15 protein-coding genes are annotated in these 19,093 nt (G+C 61.7%); 4 read left to right on the forward strand and 11 right to left on the reverse strand.

Features of this window, described 5'->3' with window-relative positions:
• Nucleotides 1-8 precede the first annotated feature (8 nt).
• Nucleotides 9-1,070, forward strand: coding sequence for an inorganic phosphate transporter (locus tag FPL22_RS06075; RefSeq protein ID WP_144229209.1), 1,062 nt, complete (start codon nt 9-11; stop codon nt 1,068-1,070).
• A 51-nt stretch (nt 1,071-1,121) separates the two neighbouring features.
• Here the strand turns inward: FPL22_RS06075 and phoU are convergent, their stop codons facing one another.
• The 11 genes from phoU to fabF all read right to left on the reverse strand — a co-directional run bounded on the left by phoU (nt 1,122) and on the right by fabF (nt 15,069).
• Complete coding sequence (phoU, locus tag FPL22_RS06080; RefSeq protein ID WP_144229210.1) at nt 1,122-1,790, reverse strand: phosphate signaling complex protein PhoU; 669 nt, start codon at nt 1,788-1,790, stop codon at nt 1,122-1,124.
• A 94-nt stretch (nt 1,791-1,884) separates the two neighbouring features.
• Complete coding sequence (pstB, locus tag FPL22_RS06085) at nt 1,885-2,715, reverse strand: phosphate ABC transporter ATP-binding protein PstB (protein WP_203235120.1); 831 nt, start codon at nt 2,713-2,715, stop codon at nt 1,885-1,887.
• A 29-nt stretch (nt 2,716-2,744) separates the two neighbouring features.
• Nucleotides 2,745-3,824 carry a phosphate ABC transporter permease PstA gene (gene pstA, locus FPL22_RS06090; protein WP_144229212.1) on the reverse strand — a complete coding sequence of 360 codons (1,080 nt, stop codon included), beginning with the start codon at nt 3,822-3,824 and terminating at the stop codon, nt 2,745-2,747.
• 10 nt (nt 3,825-3,834) lie between these two features.
• Nucleotides 3,835-5,460, reverse strand: a complete 1,626-nt coding sequence (gene pstC, locus FPL22_RS06095) for a phosphate ABC transporter permease subunit PstC (RefSeq protein ID WP_144229213.1) — start codon at nt 5,458-5,460, stop codon at nt 3,835-3,837.
• Between the two features lie 145 nt (nt 5,461-5,605).
• Complete coding sequence (locus tag FPL22_RS06100) at nt 5,606-6,412, reverse strand: phosphate ABC transporter substrate-binding protein (RefSeq protein ID WP_144229214.1); 807 nt, start codon at nt 6,410-6,412, stop codon at nt 5,606-5,608.
• Between the two features lie 75 nt (nt 6,413-6,487).
• On the reverse strand, nt 6,488-7,891 hold the full coding sequence (locus FPL22_RS06105; RefSeq protein ID WP_144229215.1) for a putative porin: 1,404 nt from the start codon (nt 7,889-7,891) through the stop codon (nt 6,488-6,490).
• Nucleotides 7,892-8,045: 154 nt separating this feature from the next.
• Nucleotides 8,046-10,679, reverse strand: coding sequence for a DEAD/DEAH box helicase (locus FPL22_RS06110; RefSeq protein WP_144229216.1), 2,634 nt, complete (start codon nt 10,677-10,679; stop codon nt 8,046-8,048).
• A 48-nt stretch (nt 10,680-10,727) separates the two neighbouring features.
• Entirely contained in the window at nt 10,728-12,026 is a 1,299-nt protein-coding gene (locus FPL22_RS06115; RefSeq protein WP_144229217.1) for a 3-deoxy-D-manno-octulosonic acid transferase, read from the reverse strand.
• A gap of 8 nt (nt 12,027-12,034) precedes the next feature.
• Entirely contained in the window at nt 12,035-13,072 is a 1,038-nt protein-coding gene (locus FPL22_RS06120) for an exosortase/archaeosortase family protein (RefSeq protein ID WP_144229218.1), read from the reverse strand.
• Nucleotides 13,069-13,737 (reverse strand): DUF2238 domain-containing protein, encoded by a 669-nt coding sequence (locus FPL22_RS06125; RefSeq protein ID WP_144229219.1) that lies wholly within the window; start codon nt 13,735-13,737, stop codon nt 13,069-13,071. The genes FPL22_RS06120 and FPL22_RS06125 overlap by 4 nt, the downstream gene beginning before the upstream one ends.
• 6 nt (nt 13,738-13,743) lie before the next feature.
• On the reverse strand, nt 13,744-15,069 hold the full coding sequence (gene fabF / locus FPL22_RS06130; protein WP_144229220.1) for a beta-ketoacyl-ACP synthase II: 1,326 nt from the start codon (nt 15,067-15,069) through the stop codon (nt 13,744-13,746).
• A 141-nt stretch (nt 15,070-15,210) separates the two neighbouring features.
• Between fabF and FPL22_RS06135 the strand changes: the two genes are divergently transcribed.
• From FPL22_RS06135 to FPL22_RS06145, 3 genes are read left to right on the forward strand one after another with little or no spacing between them, the layout of a single operon-like run.
• On the forward strand, nt 15,211-15,705 hold the full coding sequence (locus tag FPL22_RS06135) for an HIT family protein (protein WP_144229221.1): 495 nt from the start codon (nt 15,211-15,213) through the stop codon (nt 15,703-15,705).
• Between the two features lie 15 nt (nt 15,706-15,720).
• Nucleotides 15,721-16,704 (forward strand): PhoH family protein, encoded by a 984-nt coding sequence (locus tag FPL22_RS06140; RefSeq protein WP_144229222.1) that lies wholly within the window; start codon nt 15,721-15,723, stop codon nt 16,702-16,704.
• Nucleotides 16,705-16,710: 6 nt separating this feature from the next.
• Nucleotides 16,711-19,089, forward strand: a complete 2,379-nt coding sequence (locus FPL22_RS06145; protein ID WP_144229223.1) for an HD family phosphohydrolase — start codon at nt 16,711-16,713, stop codon at nt 19,087-19,089.
• Nucleotides 19,090-19,093: the final 4 nt, after the last annotated feature.

Genomic DNA, 19,093 nt, shown 5'->3' on the forward strand with positions numbered 1-19,093 from the left:
TCCGTCCCATGACGCTTTTCCTGATCGTTCTGTTCGCGGCCTTGGTGTTTGAATACATCAACGGTTTCCACGACGCGGCCAACGCCATCGCCACGGTCGTCTCGACCAAGGTGCTCACACCCCGCCAGGCCATCATGATGGCGGCGTTTTTCAATCTGCTCGGCGCGCTCATGGGCACCGCCGTCGCCAAGACCATCGGCGGCGGCCTCGTGGATGCCAACGTCGCTACCATGCCGACCATCCTGGCGGCGTTGATCAGTGCGATCATCTGGGGCCTCTTCACGTGGTGGCTCGGTCTGCCCTCCAGCTCCAGCCACGCGCTGGTCGGCGGCTTGTGCGGCGCGGCACTCGCCACCGCCAAGGGCAACTGGGGCGTGCTTCACTGGAGCGAGATGGTCGATGGCAAACACATCGGCATCTGGCCCAAGATCGTCATGCCGATGCTGCTCTCTCCGCTCATCGGTTTCGTCGGCGGCGGGTTGCTCATGCTGTTTCTCTACGCCGTGCTCAAGCGCGCGACGCCGCACTTCATCAACAAATGGTTTGGCAAGCTGCAGATCGTCAGCGCGAGCTGGATGGGCTTTTCCCACGGCACCAACGACGCGCAAAAAACCATGGGCATCATCGCCCTCGCGTTGTTCACCGGCACGCAGGCAGGCGCGTTCGACGATGTGCCGTCCTGGCTTCATTTTTTGCGCACGCCGGAGTTTGAAGTTCATCGCTGGGTCATGCTCACCTGCGCCATTGTGATGGCCGCGGGCACCGCCGGCGGCGGCTGGCGCATCATCAAGACGATGGGCCACAAGATGGTGAAACTTCAGCCCATCCACGGCTTCGCCGCCGAGACCACCGCAGCAGCCATCATCGGCGTGGCGTCGCACATCGGCATCCCGCTTTCGACCACGCACGTCATCTCGACATCCATCATGGGCGTCGGCGCCACCAAGCGCCTCAGCGCCGTCAAATGGGGTGTCGTTTCCCGAATCGTGTGGGCGTGGGTGCTCACCCTGCCGATCACCGGTCTGCTCGGTTATCTGGTCTGCCGCTGCTTGCACTCGGCTGGATACTAAAAAAGCGCGGCTTTCAAAGCCGCGCTTTTTTGTGCCCGTATTGGCGAATGCTCAGCCCTTCTTGAGCTCTTCGCGGTGGCGGATGTCCTGGGCCTTCGCGAGGAACACCATTTCCTCGGCGATATTGCAGGCGTGGTCGGCGATGCGCTCGATCGACTTCGAGATGAACATGAGTTCCAGCGCACGCGTGGTCGTAGCGGGATTCTCGATCATGAAGCTGCTCAGCTCACGGTAGAGCTGCTTGTTGATCGCATCGACCTCGGAGTCGCGACGAACGATGGCGAGCGCCTTGTCGGTGTCGCCGTGAAGGAAACAATCCATCGCGTCGCGCAGCATCTCGACCGCGATGTTGGCCATGCGAGGGATGTCGACGTAAGCCTTGAGCGGAGGCGAACCGGCGAGGCGCACGGCCCGCTTGGCGATCGTGGTGCATTCGTCGCCCACGCGCTCGAGATCGTGCGAAGCCTTCATGCCGACGATCACGAGACGCAGTTCGGTCGCGACGGGAGCGCGCAGGTTCATGTAGCGAATGGCCTCGTCGTCGATGCTCATCTCCAGGTTGTCGAGCTCGTCGTCGGCCGCGATCACGCGATCAGCCAGCGCCACGTCGGCATCGACGAGCGCCTTGAGCGAATCGCGCACCTGGCGGATGGCGGTCTCGCCCATGATCATCAGATGGGAGCGGAAGGTTTCGAGTTCGGCGTCAAAAAAACGTTTCATAGAATAAATTGAAAATTAAACACAGGGGTCACGGAGAACACAGAGACGGAAGTTTAAAACTCCGCGATCTCTGAGTCCTCTGTGTTAAGAAAACTCAGCCAAAGCGACCCGAGACGTAGGCTTCGGTCTGGGGGTTGCCGGGGTTCATGAAGATCGTGCGGGTGTCGGCATATTCAATCAACTTGCCCATGTAGAAGAACGCGGTCTTGTCGGAGCAACGGGCGGCCTGCTGCATCGAGTGCGTCACGATGATAATGGTGAACTCTTTCTTCAGATCGTGGATGAGTTCCTCGACCTTGGCGGTCGCGATGGGATCCAGTGCGGAGCAAGGCTCGTCCATGAGGATGACCTCGGGGGAAACGGCGATCGTGCGGGCGATGCAGAGGCGCTGCTGTTGTCCGCCCGAGAGGCCGAGGCCGCTCTCGTGCAGGCGGTCCTTAACCTCGTCCCACAGCGCGGCGCCGCGCAGGGATTTCTCAACCACTTCGTCGAGCTTTGCCTTGTTGGTTTCACCCTGGATGCGCAGGCCGTAAATGACGTTTTCGTAGATGGATTTCGGGAAGGGATTGGACTTCTGGAAAACCATGCCGACGCGTTTGCGCAGCTCGATGGAATCGACGTCGCGACCGTTGATGTCGACGCCGCGGATCTTGACGCCACCGCGCTTCACGCTGGTGCCGTCGATGAGATCGTTCATGCGGTTGAGGCAGCGCAGCAACGTGGATTTACCGCAACCGGACGGTCCGATGAACGCGGTGACGCGCTTGTCGTCGAGCTTCAGGTTGATGTCGAAAAGCGCCTGTTTGGCACCGTAGTAGAAATCGAAATTATCGATCTCAATGAGGGTGTCGGCCTTTTCTTTATCAGTGGCGCGGGTGGGCACCTGAAAAGAACGGGAGGCGGGAGTGGCGGAGGGAGTTTCCATGGGCGCGGCGGTGAGAAGTGTGGAGGCGGTTACCATTGGTAGCGGCTGCGGAGCTTGTTGCGGAAAATGATGGAGGCGGTGGCGATGAGGGCGACGATGCCCAGAAAGACGAAGGCGGTGCCGTATTGGACGCGTGCGGTGTATTCATTCTGCGGGATCTTCGAGGAGACCACGTAGATGTGATACGGCAGCGCCATCACGCCTTGGAAAAAGAAGTCGCTGACCTTCTCGACGTCCCACGGCAGCTTGTCGCGGACGACGTAGGCGGCGGTGAACATGATCGGTGCGGTTTCGCCGGCGACACGGGCGATACCCAAAATGGAGGAAGTCAAAATGCCCGGGAGGGCGTAAGGCAGCACGTTCTTGCGGATCGTCTGCCACTTGGTGGCGCCGAGCGCGAGCGAGCCCTCACGGAAGCCCTTGGGCACGGCCTTGAGCGATTCCTCGGAGGCCGTGATGACCACGGGCAACACCATGAAAGCGAGCGTGAACCAGCCGGCGAGAAGCGAGACGTTCCAGTCGAAGAAAATGACAAACATGCCGAAGCCGAAGAGGCCGAAAACGATCGAAGGCACGCCGGCGAGATTGAGAATCGCGAGACGGATGAAGCGCACGACCGTCCCGTCCTTCGCATATTCATTCAGGTAGATCGCACTGCACACACCGAGGAAAAGCGCGATCGTCATCGAGCCCACCACGAGCAACACGGTGCCCACGATGCACGGCCAGATCCCGCCCGCGGAGTAAACGTAGCTGGAGGATTTGAAGACCGGTGCGGGCTGTCCGGCAGAGGCGGCCTTGGCGGTTTCCGACTCACGGAAGGCGCGATACTCCTTGTCACCCATCTCCATCTTCTGGCCGTTGTGCTCGAAAACGTAGAGCGACTCAGGGGCTTCGAAGAGAAATGTGTTGGTGACGTAGGGAAACGACGAGGTGGTCTTGAATGCGTTGGTGACGGTCGGCAGGCCTTTGAAGATGATGTCGGCGAAAACGATGACGCCGCACAGCAGCACGAAATATGTCGCGAAGCGGAAAACGCCGAGAATGACCTTCTCGAAGGAACGGCTGCGGCTGGGCTTGGTGGCGAAAGGATTAATAGGAGTGCTCATGGTAACAGGCTCAGCCGATGGACACGCGGTATTTGCGCACGATCTTTTGCGCGAGGAAGTTGATCAGCAGGGCGATGAAGAAAAGGACGAGGCCGACCATAAAGAGAGCGCGGTAGTGGATCTCACCACGGACCACCTCACCCATCTCCTGGGCAATGATGCCGGTCATGGTGTGCACCGGCTGGACGAAGGCGGTCAGGCCCTTGGTGAAGTCGGGAATCGCGATACGATTACCGGCGCACAGAAGCACGACCATCGTCTCGCCGATCACGCGACCGAGACCCAGAAGGATCGCCGAAACGATACCGGAGAGCGAAGCCGGAACGATGATGCGGAGAATCGTCTGCATGCGTGAGGCACCGAGGGCGAAGGACGCTTCTTTAAACGAACGCGGCACATTGTTCAGCGCATCTTCGGCGAGGGTGAAGATCGTCGGCACGGCGATGAGCGCGAGCAGACAGCCGGCGGTCAACGCATTGAGACGCTCGGAGAACGGAAAGCCTGGGACCCAGCTCAGTGCCTCGATCTGAGACAAGGCGCGGAGGACCTGGCCCAGCACGGCGATGCCGAAGAAACCGAGCACCACCGAAGGAATCGCCGAGATGAACTCGATAGCGGGCTTGATGAGTTTTTGCTCACGGACACTGGCAAACTGGTTAATGTAGATCGCGGCGCCAACCCCGAGCGGCACGGCGAGGAAAAGCGCGATCACCGAGACCATCAGCGAGCCGATGAAGAGAGGAACGACTCCATACCAATCCTGCCAGAAGCTGGCGGTGAGCCATTCCTTGCCGAAGAGAAACCCGGTGACGGTGTCGAGGAGCGGAACAGGCTTCTGGTAGTCCCACGACTCCAGCTTGCGGCGTGTCTCGGGGAAGGTAGCGAGGTAGTCGGCGTTGAGCTCTTTGAAACGGGTCATGCGCGTTTCGAGTTCGGGCACGGACAACACGGGAGCGGTGGCGAGCACGTCTTTGATGGCGGTGGCCACACCATTGGCGGCCTCAACGTAGGCCGGGGTGACGCCAACCAAGGGAGCCAGCTCCGTCTTAAAATCGACGGTGATGATGTTCACCGCATCGGCCTCGGCGGTCATGCCGGCGGCGAGAAACTGGGCGCGTTCCTTCTTGGCGTCCTCGTTGATTTTATACTTTTCCTTGATGGCGACGGCGACATCGGTGAGTTCGGAAACGAGTCCGCGCACGGGCTCGATGGTGTCGCTGTAACGTCCGGAAAAATCGTCGAACGCGGCGAGCTTCGCATTGGCATCGGCCAGCGAGAGGCCTTCGTTTTCCGTCATCTGCTTCACGGCGCGCATGCGAATATCGAAGAGATAACGCGTGAGTGCGGTGTGCCCTTCCTGGTCGGCGCGCATGTAGTCCACGTATTCGAGACCCGCGGTGCGGTAGAGAGTAATGCTCTCACGGTTCTGACCGAAGAAGGCGGAGCCTTCGCGGAAAAGAAACACCGTGATCAGCGCGAGAACGACGACCGCCATGAAGGCGTTGCCGCCGAAAAAGGCGCGGATTGTCTCGTCCAGAGTGAGGCCGAAAAAGCGGGTGCGCTCCTTTTGAATAAGGAACGGCTTGGGCGGCAGAGGCTGCTTCTGCGGCGGAGGTGTGACGGGCGCGGTCAACATGCGAAACGAGGGCGGCGAAAGTGGTGGAAAAGGGAGAATGGCGCGTAGTTGCGTCCGTTAAAAAAGCAGAGGCCCGCCTGAAAAACCGTCAAGCGGGCCTCTGTGACAATACCGTTACAAACCTACACAAAACACATGGAAACGCTTACTTGACCGGGATGAACCCGACCTTCTCGACGATCTTTTGACCGGCTTCGCTGTGCGTGAACTCGATGAACTTCGCGGCTTCGCCGGAGGGTTCGCCGTTGGTGTAGTAGAAGTTCGGACGGGCGTAGGGATACTTCTTGGAGAGAACCTCTTCCTTGGTGGGCAGGTGGCCTTCGATCGGGATCACCTTCACGCCGGGAGCGTGGATGTAGGCGACGCCGACGTAGCCGATGCCGTTGGCATTCTTGCCGATTTCAGCGGCGATCTGCTCGTTGCCGGCCATCTTCTGGGAGGTGGAGGCGTAGTCGCGCTTCTTCATGGCGAGGTCCTTCCAGTCCGAGTAGGTGCCGGAGGAGGTGTTGCGGGTGTAGAGCGAGAACTTGCCGGGCTTGCCGCCGACAGCGGACCAATCGGTGACGTCGCCGGTGAAGATCTGTTCAACCTGGCGCTTGGTGAGCGTGGTGATGGGATTGTTCTCGTTCACGATGACAGCCATGCCGTCGTAGCAGACGATCGTGGGCTTCATGGCGACGCCCTTGGCGGCGGCGGCGGAGACCTCGGTGGACTTGGCGCGGCGGGACGACATGCCGATGGCGGCGGTGCCGTCGGTGATGGCGGCGATGCCGGTGGTGGAACCTTCAGCGGCGATTTCGAACGAGACGCCGGGGTGGCTGGCCTTATACTCTTCGGAGAGCATGGGCACCAATTTTGCACCGAGGGTATCGGAGCCCTTGATGACGAGCTTCTGGGCCTGCACGGAAGCGGCGGCGACCAGGGCGGCGAGAATGACGAATGATTTTTTCATGATACGGAAAACTGCTCTTTTAAATTAAAGGAAAACCAAGGCGCGGACTCGGAGCCCGCGCCTTGATCGTAAGGGTTAGAACTTGGCGGACAGGTCGATCTGGAGGACCTGGGCCTCACCGAGACCGTTACCACGGGCGCCTGCCACGGAGGAAGGAACGCGGTTACCCTCGATGTTGAACGAGTTGAAGTAGGTGATGGTGGCGGTGATCGCGTTGGTCAGGCTGTAGGAACCCGAGAGGATAAATCCTTCGCCGTTCAGGAGACCGCCGTTGAAGTCGGAATCGAGCAGCAGCGACGAGTAGGAGCCGTTACCAACATGGCGGTATTCGCCGACCAACTGGTAATCACCGGCATTCTTGTTCTCACCGTAACGAACGCCCAAGTTATACATCTGGGAGTCATCATCGACCAGGTTCTTCTGGGCCGTGGTGACCGCAGAAGCTAGGCGCTGAGCGCGCTCCTCACCCTTGAAGTTATATCCGTAGGTGGCATACACCGCAGCGGGCTTGCTGCCCAACTTGAAGCTGTATTCGAAGGGCAGGAGAACGGTCGCGAGGTCATTATAGACAGCGGCGTCCGTGGACTGGGGATTGCCAGCGGGAACGTTGGTGTTCGCGAGACTGCGGTCATGATCGGACGGAGCGGCAAACGCGACAATCGTGGGAGCAACCTTCCACTTCTTGGTCGCATACTCGACCTGGCCCATCAGCAGCAACGAGGGGCTGACACTCTTGTTGACCGCACCGCCAGGGCCGGCACCCGAGTTGGCAGCGTTGTTATTCAAAACAAACTGGCCGGCACGCACTGAGAGGGTGGAGTCCTTCAGGCCGATGTCGCTGTAAACAACCTCTTGGGCGGCACCCTCAAAGTTGATATCGGAGTCGATCCAGAAACCGTTGACGCCGGGATTGAAGAACTTGTGGGGCAATTTGCCAAGACGCACATCGACGGAGTCAGCACCGAGAACGCCCGTGTCTTTGTAGTTCAAGTAGGCCTGACCAAAGAAAGCACCATCGCCGACTTTATCGAAGTTGTCAGTGCCGGCGCCGAGATCGGCATTGGTCGAGGTCGCGCTGCTGGCGGTCTCCAAGCGAAGACCGGCGGACCACTTGGGTCCGAGGTCAGCAAGGAACCCGAGGCGAACACGGTAACGATAGCGGTTACGATCGCGATCGCCTGCGGTGCTGGGGGCACCCGCCGTGTTGGGCTGCTCGTTGTCGTATTGATAACGAACGCGGGCGTCACCGGCGATCTTGAGCTTGGTGACGGCGGAGGAAATTTCGAGTTTACCAGGGGACGTGGTGCCGAAGTCCTTCAGGAGTTCGACGCGGAGGTCTTCGCCTTCCTGGTCGGTCAGGATGCCCTTCTTGACGAGGGTATCGATAAGCGGACCGCTGTCCTGGGCAACAGCCAGGGAGGCCGAGCCGGCGGCGAGGCCGCCGAGCAGCGCGAGCCATTTGAGTGAGTTAAGAGCCATGTTCTTCTTGGGTGTTGGTGTGTTAGCTGAACACGCACTAGGCCGTGCGTTTCAGGCCCCAAGATGACAGGCGATTGTTACGGTTTCGTGGCGGCTTTGTTACGAAGCCGTCATAACCCCTCAATTTGAACGGATTTAAAACCCGTGCGTCTGATTACGACGACTGCTCCGTCTCTTCCTGCGTCGTCGTGAGTTGCACCAGTTCGTGCAACGACGAGAAATGCCGGCTGAGATCGAAATCCCCACCCAGCCCGCCCACGACCTTGTTGAAGAGATCCTTCTTCGACGCCTGCAGCGCCTGAATACGCTCCTCGATCGTGCCGGCCGTCACCATGCGATACACAAACACCGTGCTCTTCTGGCCGATGCGGTGAACGCGATCGACAGCCTGCGCCTCGACCGCGGGATTCCACCACGGGTCGAGCAGGAAAACGTAATCCGCGGCGTGCAACGTGATGCCGGTGCCGGCGGCCTTAAGCGAGACGAGCATCACCGCGGCACCCTCGGCGCCCTGGAACGATTGCACGGGCTTGAGGCGGTCCAGAGTCATGCCAGTGAGCTCGTAACGCGGCAGGTCAGGGAAACTCTCCGCAAGAGCGGCGCGCACGCGGTCGAGCAACATCACGAACTGCGAAAAGATGACGACCTTGTGACCGCTGCCGATGACCTCGGCGAGTTTCTCGACGAGCAGCGTAATCTTGCCGGAGTCGGACAACGGCGCGTGCAACCACGGCAGCATGTCGGGATCGCAGCACACCTGGCGCAGGCGTGTGAGCAACGCGAGGAAGCCAAAGGACTTCTCACGCATGGCCGCACCGACGTCGTCACCGAGGCGGTTGAGACCCTCGGAGCAAATGCGCGCGTATTCGGAGCGTTGCACATCGGTGAGCGGGCACAGCAGGTCGATCTCGACCTTCTGTGGAAGCTCGGTGGCGACGGCGTTTTTGGTGCGGCGCAGGATGAACGGCGCGAGCTGCGCGCGGAGGCGATCCAGCGTGCCGGCGCGGTCGGCGTTGAGCGAAGCCTCAAACGTGACGCGCGTGCCGAGCAATCCGGGAAGCAGGAAACGGAAGATCGACCACAGATCGAGCTGGCGGTTTTCCAGCGGCGTGCCGGTGAGCACGATCCGATGGCGGGCGCGGATCGCGAAACACGTCTGCGTGACCTTCGCATCGGGGTTCTTGATGAACTGGCCTTCGTCGAGCACGGCGTAACCGAACTCGTGTTTGTCGAGCAGCGGGCGGTGCTTGCGGAGCTGCGTGTAGCTCGCGAGCCAGATGACCGGCTCCTTGCGCGTCGTGAAGTCGTTGCCGGTCTTCAGGACATCAACCGCGAGGTGCGGATAAAAACGCAGGATCTCCTCGCGCCACACCGGCACCACGCTGGCCGGACACACGATGATGCTCGAACGATCCGGCAGCGGCCGCGTCGCAAGCAGCGTGAGCACCTGCAGCGTTTTACCGAGACCCATTTCGTCGGCCAGCAGACCGTGGCAACCGACGTCGCAGAGGTGATGCATCCACTCTACGCCGCGACGTTGATACGGACGCAACAGCTCGGGCAGCGTGGGATTCGCCGCGGTGGCGGTAAGCACATTCTGGCGCCAGGCCTCCAACTCGGCGGAGAGCGTGAGTTTGACGCGGCTGTCGCTGTAGAGGGAAAAAATCAGGTAAGGCGAAAGCTCGCCCGTGCTGCGCGCCTCGGCGGCGGTGCGATGCCACGCGCTGATGGAAGCGAGGCGCTCGACGGGCAACGACACGATGCCGATGTCGGGAATGATCATCGTGGACGTCGCCTTGCGCGTGAGCAGGGAAACTTCCTCGTCGGTCAGCATGCGTTCGCCGGCTTTGAAGATCCAGCGGAGGTCGAGCCCCTGCCCGTCCGTCTTGCCCTTGCGCGTGGTGGCCACGGCTTCGACGGAGATTTCCTTGGTGCCTTGGAGCAACTTGCCGGACTGCGCGTCGAGCTCGACGGAGAACAATTTTTTCCACGCGGGCAGCGTTGTGCGCAGGAAGTTGGGAATCTCCACCACCGAGGCGAGGACGTAGAGGCCCGTGACCTGGTTGTAGGCGAAGTGGGCTTTGCGCGCGTAGGCCGCGAGGCCGATCAACTTCGCGCGTTCGCTGGAGCTGACGGTCGCATGACCCTGGCCGGCCGCTTGCGCGGCTTGTCCGAGGGCGGGCACGCGTTTCTTGTCGGGATTGATCCAGTTGGCTTGGAACGTGAGGCCGTCCGCCGTCGTCGTGAAAACGAGAATGAGCGTGCGTGAAACCGCGCGGGCGGCGGCACCCGCAGGTGTGCGACGCGAAGCGGCCGGTGCGCGGGATGCAACCGGAGCCGCCGGCGGATTGGCAAAGGCGTGGCCGTTGCCAAAGCCGTTGCCGTGATGCTGCACGCCGTTGCCAGCCGAGGTCGATGCGGCGGGCGCAGGCGGCGGAGCGTCGTCGGGCAGCGGTGAAATTTCATCGGCCACCAGTTCCTCGATTTCGTGCAGACCGGCCACGGCGAGGGAATGCGCGAGAGCGATGTCGGTGGACGACGATCGCACGGAAACACCGGCGTCGTTCCACTCGATGACGGCGTATTCGTCCTTCTTGTCGATGCGACGGTGGATGATCGCGTCGGAGGCGGTCAGCTCGAGTTCGCGCACTTCGCCGTCACGGTAGATGCGATGGCCTTCCTCCAATTGGGAGTCGCTGAAGTGACGCTCCCAATCGTGTTCGAGTTTACCGAACCAAAATTCAAGCGACTGCGGAGTATAGACTCGTTTCGGGCCGTGCGTTTGCATCCAACGTAAAAGGTCCGACCGTAGGCCGCGCCGGAGGTCCGGCAACCTTTAATTCTCCAGCAACGCCAGTTCCTCGCGAATGACGGCCAGCGTGCGGCCCACCGCGCCTTGATTCGCCTGCCGCCAAACTTGCGCCGCCGCCGCCATGCGCGCCTTCGCGGGAGCATCCGCCCACAGCGAACGCACCGCCTCGCGCAAACCTGCGGCATCCGGCACCGAAAGAGCCGCGCCCATCTGGCGCATGTCGCGCGCGATCACGCGGAAATTCGTGAGCTCCGGACCGAACACGATCGGTTTGCCCAACGCAGCCGCTTCGACCGGCGTCTGTCCTTCGTGATGCGGGGGCAGGCTCTTGCCGACAAACACCAACTCGGCGAGTTGGGTCAACCGGCGCAACTCGCCCGTAGTGTCACCCACCGCTACATCGACCGACAGGCCGGCCGGAGCCGCGCCGCGCGAGCGGAAATGATACGTCAGCCCGCTGGTTTGCAGCAGCGCCTCGATCTCGGCACGACGTTCCGCATGACGCGGCACGATCAACAACCGCACCGCCCTGCCCTCGGCCCGCAACGTCTTGAAGCTTTCAATCAACGCCGCCTCTTCACCCGGCCACGTCGAGGAGCCGAGCAACACCGGGTCGGTTCCCGCGAAACCCAGTTCGGCGCGCAACGCGGACTTCTCGTCATCCGTGAGCAGCGGAATCGTCACGTCGAACTTGATGTTGCCGGTCGTGCTGATGCTGGCCGGATTAAAACCGATCTGGCGGAAACGCTCCGCATCATGCTCTGAACACGCGAGCACACGCGTGATGCCACGAAACAGCAGTGCTGACACCGTGCGCAGTTTCATCATGCGACGGAAGCTGCGGTCCGAGAGACGTGCATTGACCGCCAGCACCGGCACGCCGCGCACCGCCGCCTGCCGCATGTGTTCGGGCCAGCGTTCGCCCTCGGTCAAAATCACCAGATCCGGCGCGATACGTTTCCACGCACGCCGCGAGAACGCCCACCAATCCAGCGGAAAATACCCGAGCGCGATGACCAGCGATGAATAGCGTTCGCGAGCCAGCGCGTAGCCGGTGCTCGTCGTCGTGGTGAGGTAAACTTCCACCGCGGGGTCAGCACGCAGCGACTCCAGCAGCGGAGCGATCGCCAGCATCTCGCCGACGCTCACCGCTTGCAGCCACACACGGCGCACACCGTCGCGTTTCGCCGGCAGCGCCGGAACCGCGCCGAAGCGTTGGCCGAAGTGTTCGCCGTAGCCGCCGCGGCGACGCATGCGAAGCAAGTAATACGGCGAGGCCAGCAACATCACCGGCGGAAACAAAAACCGATAGAGCCAGATCATCGCGTCGCTCAACCCGTCTTGCGATTCGTCACCGGAGCGTCTTCGCCGTCGTGCGATCCGTCGCCCGATACAAACGTTAGATTAAAGAGCGGCAGCAGGCACAGCAGGCCGATCACCGTGAGGCCGAGCACCGCGTAACCGGCGATATCGTGCACCTTGCCCTCGATCGCCTTGGGTCCGTAGTTATAAGCCCAAGCCGTCAGAAAAAGGCTGCGAATCAAATTGGTCATGAAGGCGAACACGATCGCCGAGGCCACGAGACCGACTTTTTTCCAGAGCTTGTCGAGGAACACCGCCGCGAGAAACGAGCCGGCGAACAAACACGCCGTGAACGAGCGAATACCCGAGCACGCCTCGGCCACGCCGACGTCGCCAAGGGGCAGCTTTAGCACGTTGCCCTGTTGCTCAATGGCGAGGCCGAGCGTGTCGAAGGTGAAGAACACCACCGAGGCCACGCGATTGAGCATGAAGAGACTCAGGTTGTTTTCGATGACCGACACCATCGGGGCCGACACCAGCCACACCAGCGCGGGAAACAAAAACGGTGCGACCAACCGCACGCGTCCGTCTTCAAAAAAGCCCACCTTGCCCGTCGTCACGCCAGCCCCTGCTGCCGGCGTGGTCTCCGGTGTGTTGAGCAACAGCAACGGCAGGATCATCGCTCCCGTGCCGAGTGAGAGCGCGAGCGTGCCGGGATAGGACGGCCCCGCACCGGCGCGATACAGCGCACCGATCAAAAACAACAACGCCCCGCCGGCCAGCGCGGCATACGTCAAAAAACTTAATGTGAATTGCGCTCCACCGGACACGCGCGGACTGCCGGGCGCGGCGCAGGCTTTCAGCGCGGCAAGAATTTTCGGCCAGCGGTCATACACCACGAACGCCACGAACGCCGGCACGAGCCAGCCGAAGCCGTAATCTTCCTTCGTGCTCCACCAGTGCGACTGGTCCCAGGCAACGAAGCCCATGAATCCCGCGCCAAGAAACAGCGCGCTCAAAAACGGGGCGGGCACGGTGGCGGTCCATTGCTTCCAGAGGCGCGTCATGGGGAACGTTCGGATTGCCCGATCACCCGCCTCGCGGCCAGCACTTTCTCAATGGAGCGCGTGTGCAGTTTCGCCAGCAACACCACGGCGCACACCGCTCCGGCCAGCGCGAAGGCCATGTCCGACTGCGTGTCCCAGATGTAACCTTGCGTGCCGAGAAAACTTTCCGCGCCTTCACCGCTGAGCTCGGCCACCAGCCACTCGACCAACTCGTAAATCGCGCTGAATGCGAGGCACACGCTCACGACGAGAAATCCCAGCCAGCGGCTCGAGCGTCCGTCACCGCGATCGCGCAGCGGCGAGGTGCGCAACAAAATCTCCCGCGTCAAAATCGCCGGCACGAAGCCCTGCACAAAATGCCCGAGCTTGTCGTAGTTGTTGCGCGTCCCGTCCGTCACCTCGCGCAACCAGTCGAACGCCGGCACGAGCGCATAGGTATAATGCGCGCCCACCAGCAGCACCACGCAATGCACCCACGCGAGCCCGAGCAGCAGCGTGGACAACGGAAACCGTTTCCGAGTCGCCACCAGCAAAACCGCCGCGACCACGACCGGCCCCGCTTCCAACCACCACGTGAACCGGTCGTGCGGCGCGATCCACGACCACGCGACCACCGGCGCAAGCAGCGCAAAGAACCAGAGCAGCCGTCGGTCGTAAGATTTCACGAATGGTTAAACCGCCGTGAACACCACCGAGCAGTTGGTGCCGCCGAAGCCGAAGCTGTTGGCGAGCGCGGCACGCACGGTTTTTTTGACTGCGACGTTGGGCGTCACGTTCAGGCCGAGCGCCTCAATTTCAGGATCCATCGTTTCCTGGTTGATGGTCGGAGGCACCAGGCCCTCGTGAATGGCTTTCACCGCGGCAAACGCACCCATCGCACCCGCGCCGCCGAGCAGATGGCCGGTCATCGATTTCACGCCGCTCACGTGGAGCGTGGCCTTGTTCTCCGCAAACACCGCGGCGATCGCGGCCGATTCCTCGCCGTCGCCGCCGGGGGTCGAGGTCGCATGCGCCGACACATAATCAATCGCTGTCGCCGGCAGTTCCGCATTCGCCAGTGCCGCGCGCATGGAGCGCTGCGAGCCTTCCGCACCCGGAGCGAGCGACGACAAGTGATAGGCGTCGGCCGACGCGCCATAACCACGTAGTTCGGCATAGATGCGCGCGCCGCGTTTCACCGCATGCTCATATTCTTCGAGCACAAACACCACGGCGCCCTCCGAGAGAACGAAGCCGTCACGGTCCTTGTCATAGGGACGCGAGGCTTTCTCCGGCGCGTCATTGCGGGTCGAGAGCGCGCGCATCTGGGCAAACGCACCGACCGCCAGCGGCGTCACCGTGGACTCCGCGCCACCCGCGATCATCACCTCGGCATCACCGCGGGCGATGGCCGCCGCCGACTCGCCCAGCGAGTGCCCGCTCGTCGCGCAAGCCGAGGCGACCGCCATGTTGGGGCCGCGAAAATCGAGCAACAGGCTCACCTGGCCGGCGAGCAGGTTGGGCGCGATTTGAAAAATAAAGTAGGGCGAGATTTTACGAAAGCCGCCGGTTTTAAAGGTTTCCTGCATCGCTTCGATTTCCGGCAAGCCGCCGAGACCGACGCCAAGATTCACGCCCATGCGTTCCGGATTGAGCGAGGCGCGATGGGCATCGAGGCCCGAATCCGCATAAGCCTCGACCGCCGCCGCCGTGCCGAGGTGGGTAAAACGGCCGAATTTCTTCGCATCCTTCAACGTGAAGGCCGACAGCACCGGTTCGCCTTGGGCACCGCGCGGATACAGCGGCTGGGCCAACGGCTTGGTCGGCTCGAAACCTTTAACCTCGCCGGCGATCTTCGCCGTGCAACCGCTCGCATCGAACCGCGTGATCGGGCCGATGCCGGAGCGCCCGGCGGCCATACCTTCCCAGGTTTCCCCCGCGGTTAAGCCCAACGGGCTGACCACGCCCAAGCCGGTGACCACTACGCGACGACGCACAACAGGTTTAAAAGCATGCATGTTTTATAAGTAGAACCCCGATTCATCGCCGCACAAACCCGTCGCGACAATTTCAAATTACCGCAAATACCCGGCGACAGCCTGCGCACAGGGCTTTGACTTTGCCGCGGGCGGACTTTTACCTGTTCGTCCTTTTTACTGATGTCGCAGCTCCATCCTTACTGGCGCATGGAATATATCGAGGCGCCGCGCATGCCTGATCTCAAGCGGCCCTTTACCGAGTTGCCCGCATTGGGCGATGATCGCACCGCGTTCATCGTGCATCGCAGCTCCCTCTCCTACTTGATGCTCAACCGGTTTCCCTACAACCCGGGTCACTTGCTCGCGATTCCTTTACGCGACGTCACCGACATCGAAGAACTCACGCCCGCCGAGAGCGCAGATCTCTTCGCCATCATCACCTTCGGCAAAAAAGTCCTCAAAGCCGCCCTCAAGCCCGACGGCTTCAACATCGGCTTCAACCTCGGCTCGGCCTCCGGTGGCAGCATCCCCCACCTGCACGGGCACATCGTTCCGCGTTGGAACGGCGACAACAACTTCATGCCCGTTCTCGGCCAGACCCGCATCCTTCCGCAGGCACTCGAGTCCACGTGGGAACGCTTGTCCGCCGAAGCCGCCCGTCTCGCCTCCGCCTAAATCATACGCACCCGCATGGCGTCCAAGACCCTTCACTTCCCTTCCGCCCGCCACCTTCACCAGCTCTACGCGAGCCGTGAGGAAAACCTCGCCGTCATTGAGAAACACCTCGGCGTGACCCTCGTTAGCCGCGACGACTGGCTGCAGATCGACGGTCCCGACGCCGCCATCGCGCAGACCGAATCGTTACTCGGCTTCCTTAACGAGGCCCGCACCCAAGGCGTGCAAATCCGCAGCACAGATCTCACGCGCTTCGTCGAGATGATTGCCCGCGGTGAATCCGACCAGTTGAAGGAGCTCTTCGGCAAACCCCTCGTCGTCGCCACCAATCGCAAGACGATCGTCCCTAAAACCCTGGGCCAAAAACTCTACCTCCAGTCGATCCAGACGCACTCGCTCGTCTTCGGCATCGGCCCAGCCGGCACTGGCAAGACTTACCTCGCCATGGCTGCCGCGGTCTCGGCGCTCCTTAAAAACCAGGTCCAGCGCATCATCCTCACCCGCCCCGCCGTCGAGGCCGGCGAAGCTCTCGGGTTCCTACCCGGCGATCTCAACGAAAAAATCCTGCCTTACCTCCGCCCACTCTATGACGCGATGGGCGACATGTTGGACAACGAAGACGTCGCCCGCCTCACCGAAAAAGGCGTCATCGAAATCGCCCCGCTCGCCTACATGCGCGGACGCACCTTGAGCAACGCGTTCATCATTCTCGACGAGGCGCAGAACACCACACCCGAACAGATGATGATGTTCCTCACCCGTCTCGGCGAAGAATCCCGCATGGTCGTCACCGGTGACATCACCCAGATCGACCTGCCCCGCGCCAAACAATCCGGCCTGCTTGAGGTCCAACGCATCCTGCGCGACGTTCCCGGCATCGAATTCCATCAGTTCAGCGGCGCCGACGTGGTCCGCCATCCGCTCGTCCTCAAAATCATCGAAGCCTACGAGCGCTACAAGAATCCCATCGCCGGCGACGAGAGCGGCTCCACTCGTTAAATCCAGATGCTCGCCTTCCTCCACAAGCTGCTCGATCGCAACCAGCCTCGCACCCGCAAGACCGCCGTGGTCTCGGGCACCGTCGAGTTCCTGGAGACGAGCCGTCTCGTCACGATGTTGATCTTCACCGCGACCACCGCGGCCATCGTGCTCATCAGTTTCGTTGGCATTTCCACCGCCAACCTCCCGGTGCTGGAAAATCAAATCGCCAGCCTGCGCATCGTCTCCAGCGCGCCTTTCACCTACGCCAGCAAAGAAAAAACCCGTCTCGCCGGAGAACAAATCCGCGACCGTCTCCCGCCGGTTTACCGCCTCGACTTCGAATCCTTCAACCAGTTCGAAACCCACATGCGCGAGCTCCTCGTCGCGCTCGACGCCTTCGATAAACGCCAGGCCGAGGACGTTATCCTCCCCGCCAAGCGCAAGGAGGACTTCACCGCATTGGTCGCCGCCTTCAACGCCAAGGGCCCCTACCAGGTCTCGCCCACCGACATCACCGTCCTCCACAAGTCGGGTCCTTCCGCTACCCGCACCGCGCTCGTCGAGAGCGGGCTGCGCGTCCTGCGCGACATTTATAACGACGGTATTCATGATGGCCATACACTCGCACCCGACTCGGCCGGACGCGTAACGGTCACCCAGGTCGTCGGCACGGACGGCTCCATCACCCGCCGCTCCTCCGCCTCATTGGAGCAGGCGTTCACCGCACTGCGCATCAATCTCGCCGCCGAAGCCGGCGGACGCGAACTCGGCCTCCCGCTTTTCCGCATCTTCCGCAACGGCGTCACCACGAACCTCATCTTCGACCTCGAAGCCACCCGCCGCCTCCAGGAAAACGCCCTGCGCGAACTCAGCCCGGTCATCGTCGAAGTCGCCCGCGGGCAGACGCTCATCGAACCCGGCATCCGCGTCTCCGCCGAGCAATACGAGATGCTCAACGCTCACCGGAAGTATCTCCTCGAACACGGCGAAATCGCCCTCGAAGAAGGCCTGCAACTCTTCGGCCGCGTGCTGCTCGTGCTGGCCATGGTGATCGCGAGCGTTCTCTACATTCGCATCGAGGACCGCGAAACCCTTCTCAGCAACGGACGCCTCGGCCTGCTCGCGCTCGTCGTTATTCTCAACCTCGCGTTGGTCCGCGCGACCTACGCGCTCGGCAGCCTGCCGTTCTTTATCGGCAACTCCTCGGCCGCCTCGATGCTGCCGTTCCTCGCGCCAGTCGCGATCGCGCCGCTCATCGTGGCCATCCTCATCAATGCCGGCTCCGCCATCTTCATGGCGTTGTTCATCTCGATTTTCACGAGCGTCATTTACGGCAACCGCCTCGACATCCTGGTGCTGACGTTCCTCGCCTCGGTGGTAGCGATTTTCTGCAGTCGCAACACCCGCAAGCGCGGCAACGTCGTGCGCGCCTCGGTCTTCGCCGGAATCACCGTCGCCGCATTCGCCCTGCTGATCGGTTTCGTCGACCGTCTGGAATACATCACGATTCTCAAACACATGGCCGCCGGCCTCGCGACCGGTCTGCTCACCGGCGTGATCGTGGTCGGTCTGCTGCCCGTGCTGGAAGGTCTTTTCAAACGCACCACCGACATCACCCTGCTCGAGCTCACCGACTACAACCATCCGTTGTTGCGCCTCATGCAGCTCGAAGCACCTGGCACCTACCATCATTCGCTCGTCGTCGCGCAACTCTCCGAGAATGCCGCCGCCGAGATCGGCGCCAACCCGCTCCTCGCCCGCGTATGCGCGCTTTTTCACGACATCGGCAAGACCGCCAAGCCCGAGTATTTCGCCGAGAACCAGCGCGACGGAGTCAACCCGCACGACCTGAGCAACCCGTCGTTGTCCGCCCTCATCATCAAGAGCCATGTGAAGGACGGCGTGGACCTCGCCCTCAAGCATAAACTTCCCCGCTCGGTGATCGATGTCATCCAGCAGCACCACGGCACCAGTCTCATCCGCTATTTCTACCATCGCGCCGTGAGTCACACGCGCCCGCCCATTCCGGTTCCAAGCTCCAGCACGCCCTCCAAGGATCCCTTCATCCCCGCGCTTCCGGGACTCGGCCCTGTTCCCGTGAGCGAAAGCACTTACCGTTACGACGGTCCCCGCCCCCGCTTCAAAGAGAGCGCCATCATCCATCTCGCCGACGGCGTCGAGGCCGCCTCGCGCTCCCTGCGCAAAGTCACGCCGCAACACCTCGGCGAGATCATCGACCAGATTTTTCTCGATCGCATGGAGGACGGCCAGCTCGACGAAGCCCCCGTCACGTTTGAGGAACTCGCCAAGATCAAGACGAGCTTCACCTTCACGCTCCTCAATATGCTCCACGGCCGCGTCGCCTACCCGAAGGCCGACGAAGAAGCTCCCGCCAACGCCTGATTTC

This window comes from Rariglobus hedericola, assembly GCF_007559335.1.
Taxonomy (GTDB): Bacteria; Verrucomicrobiota; Verrucomicrobiia; order Opitutales; family Opitutaceae; genus Rariglobus; species Rariglobus hedericola.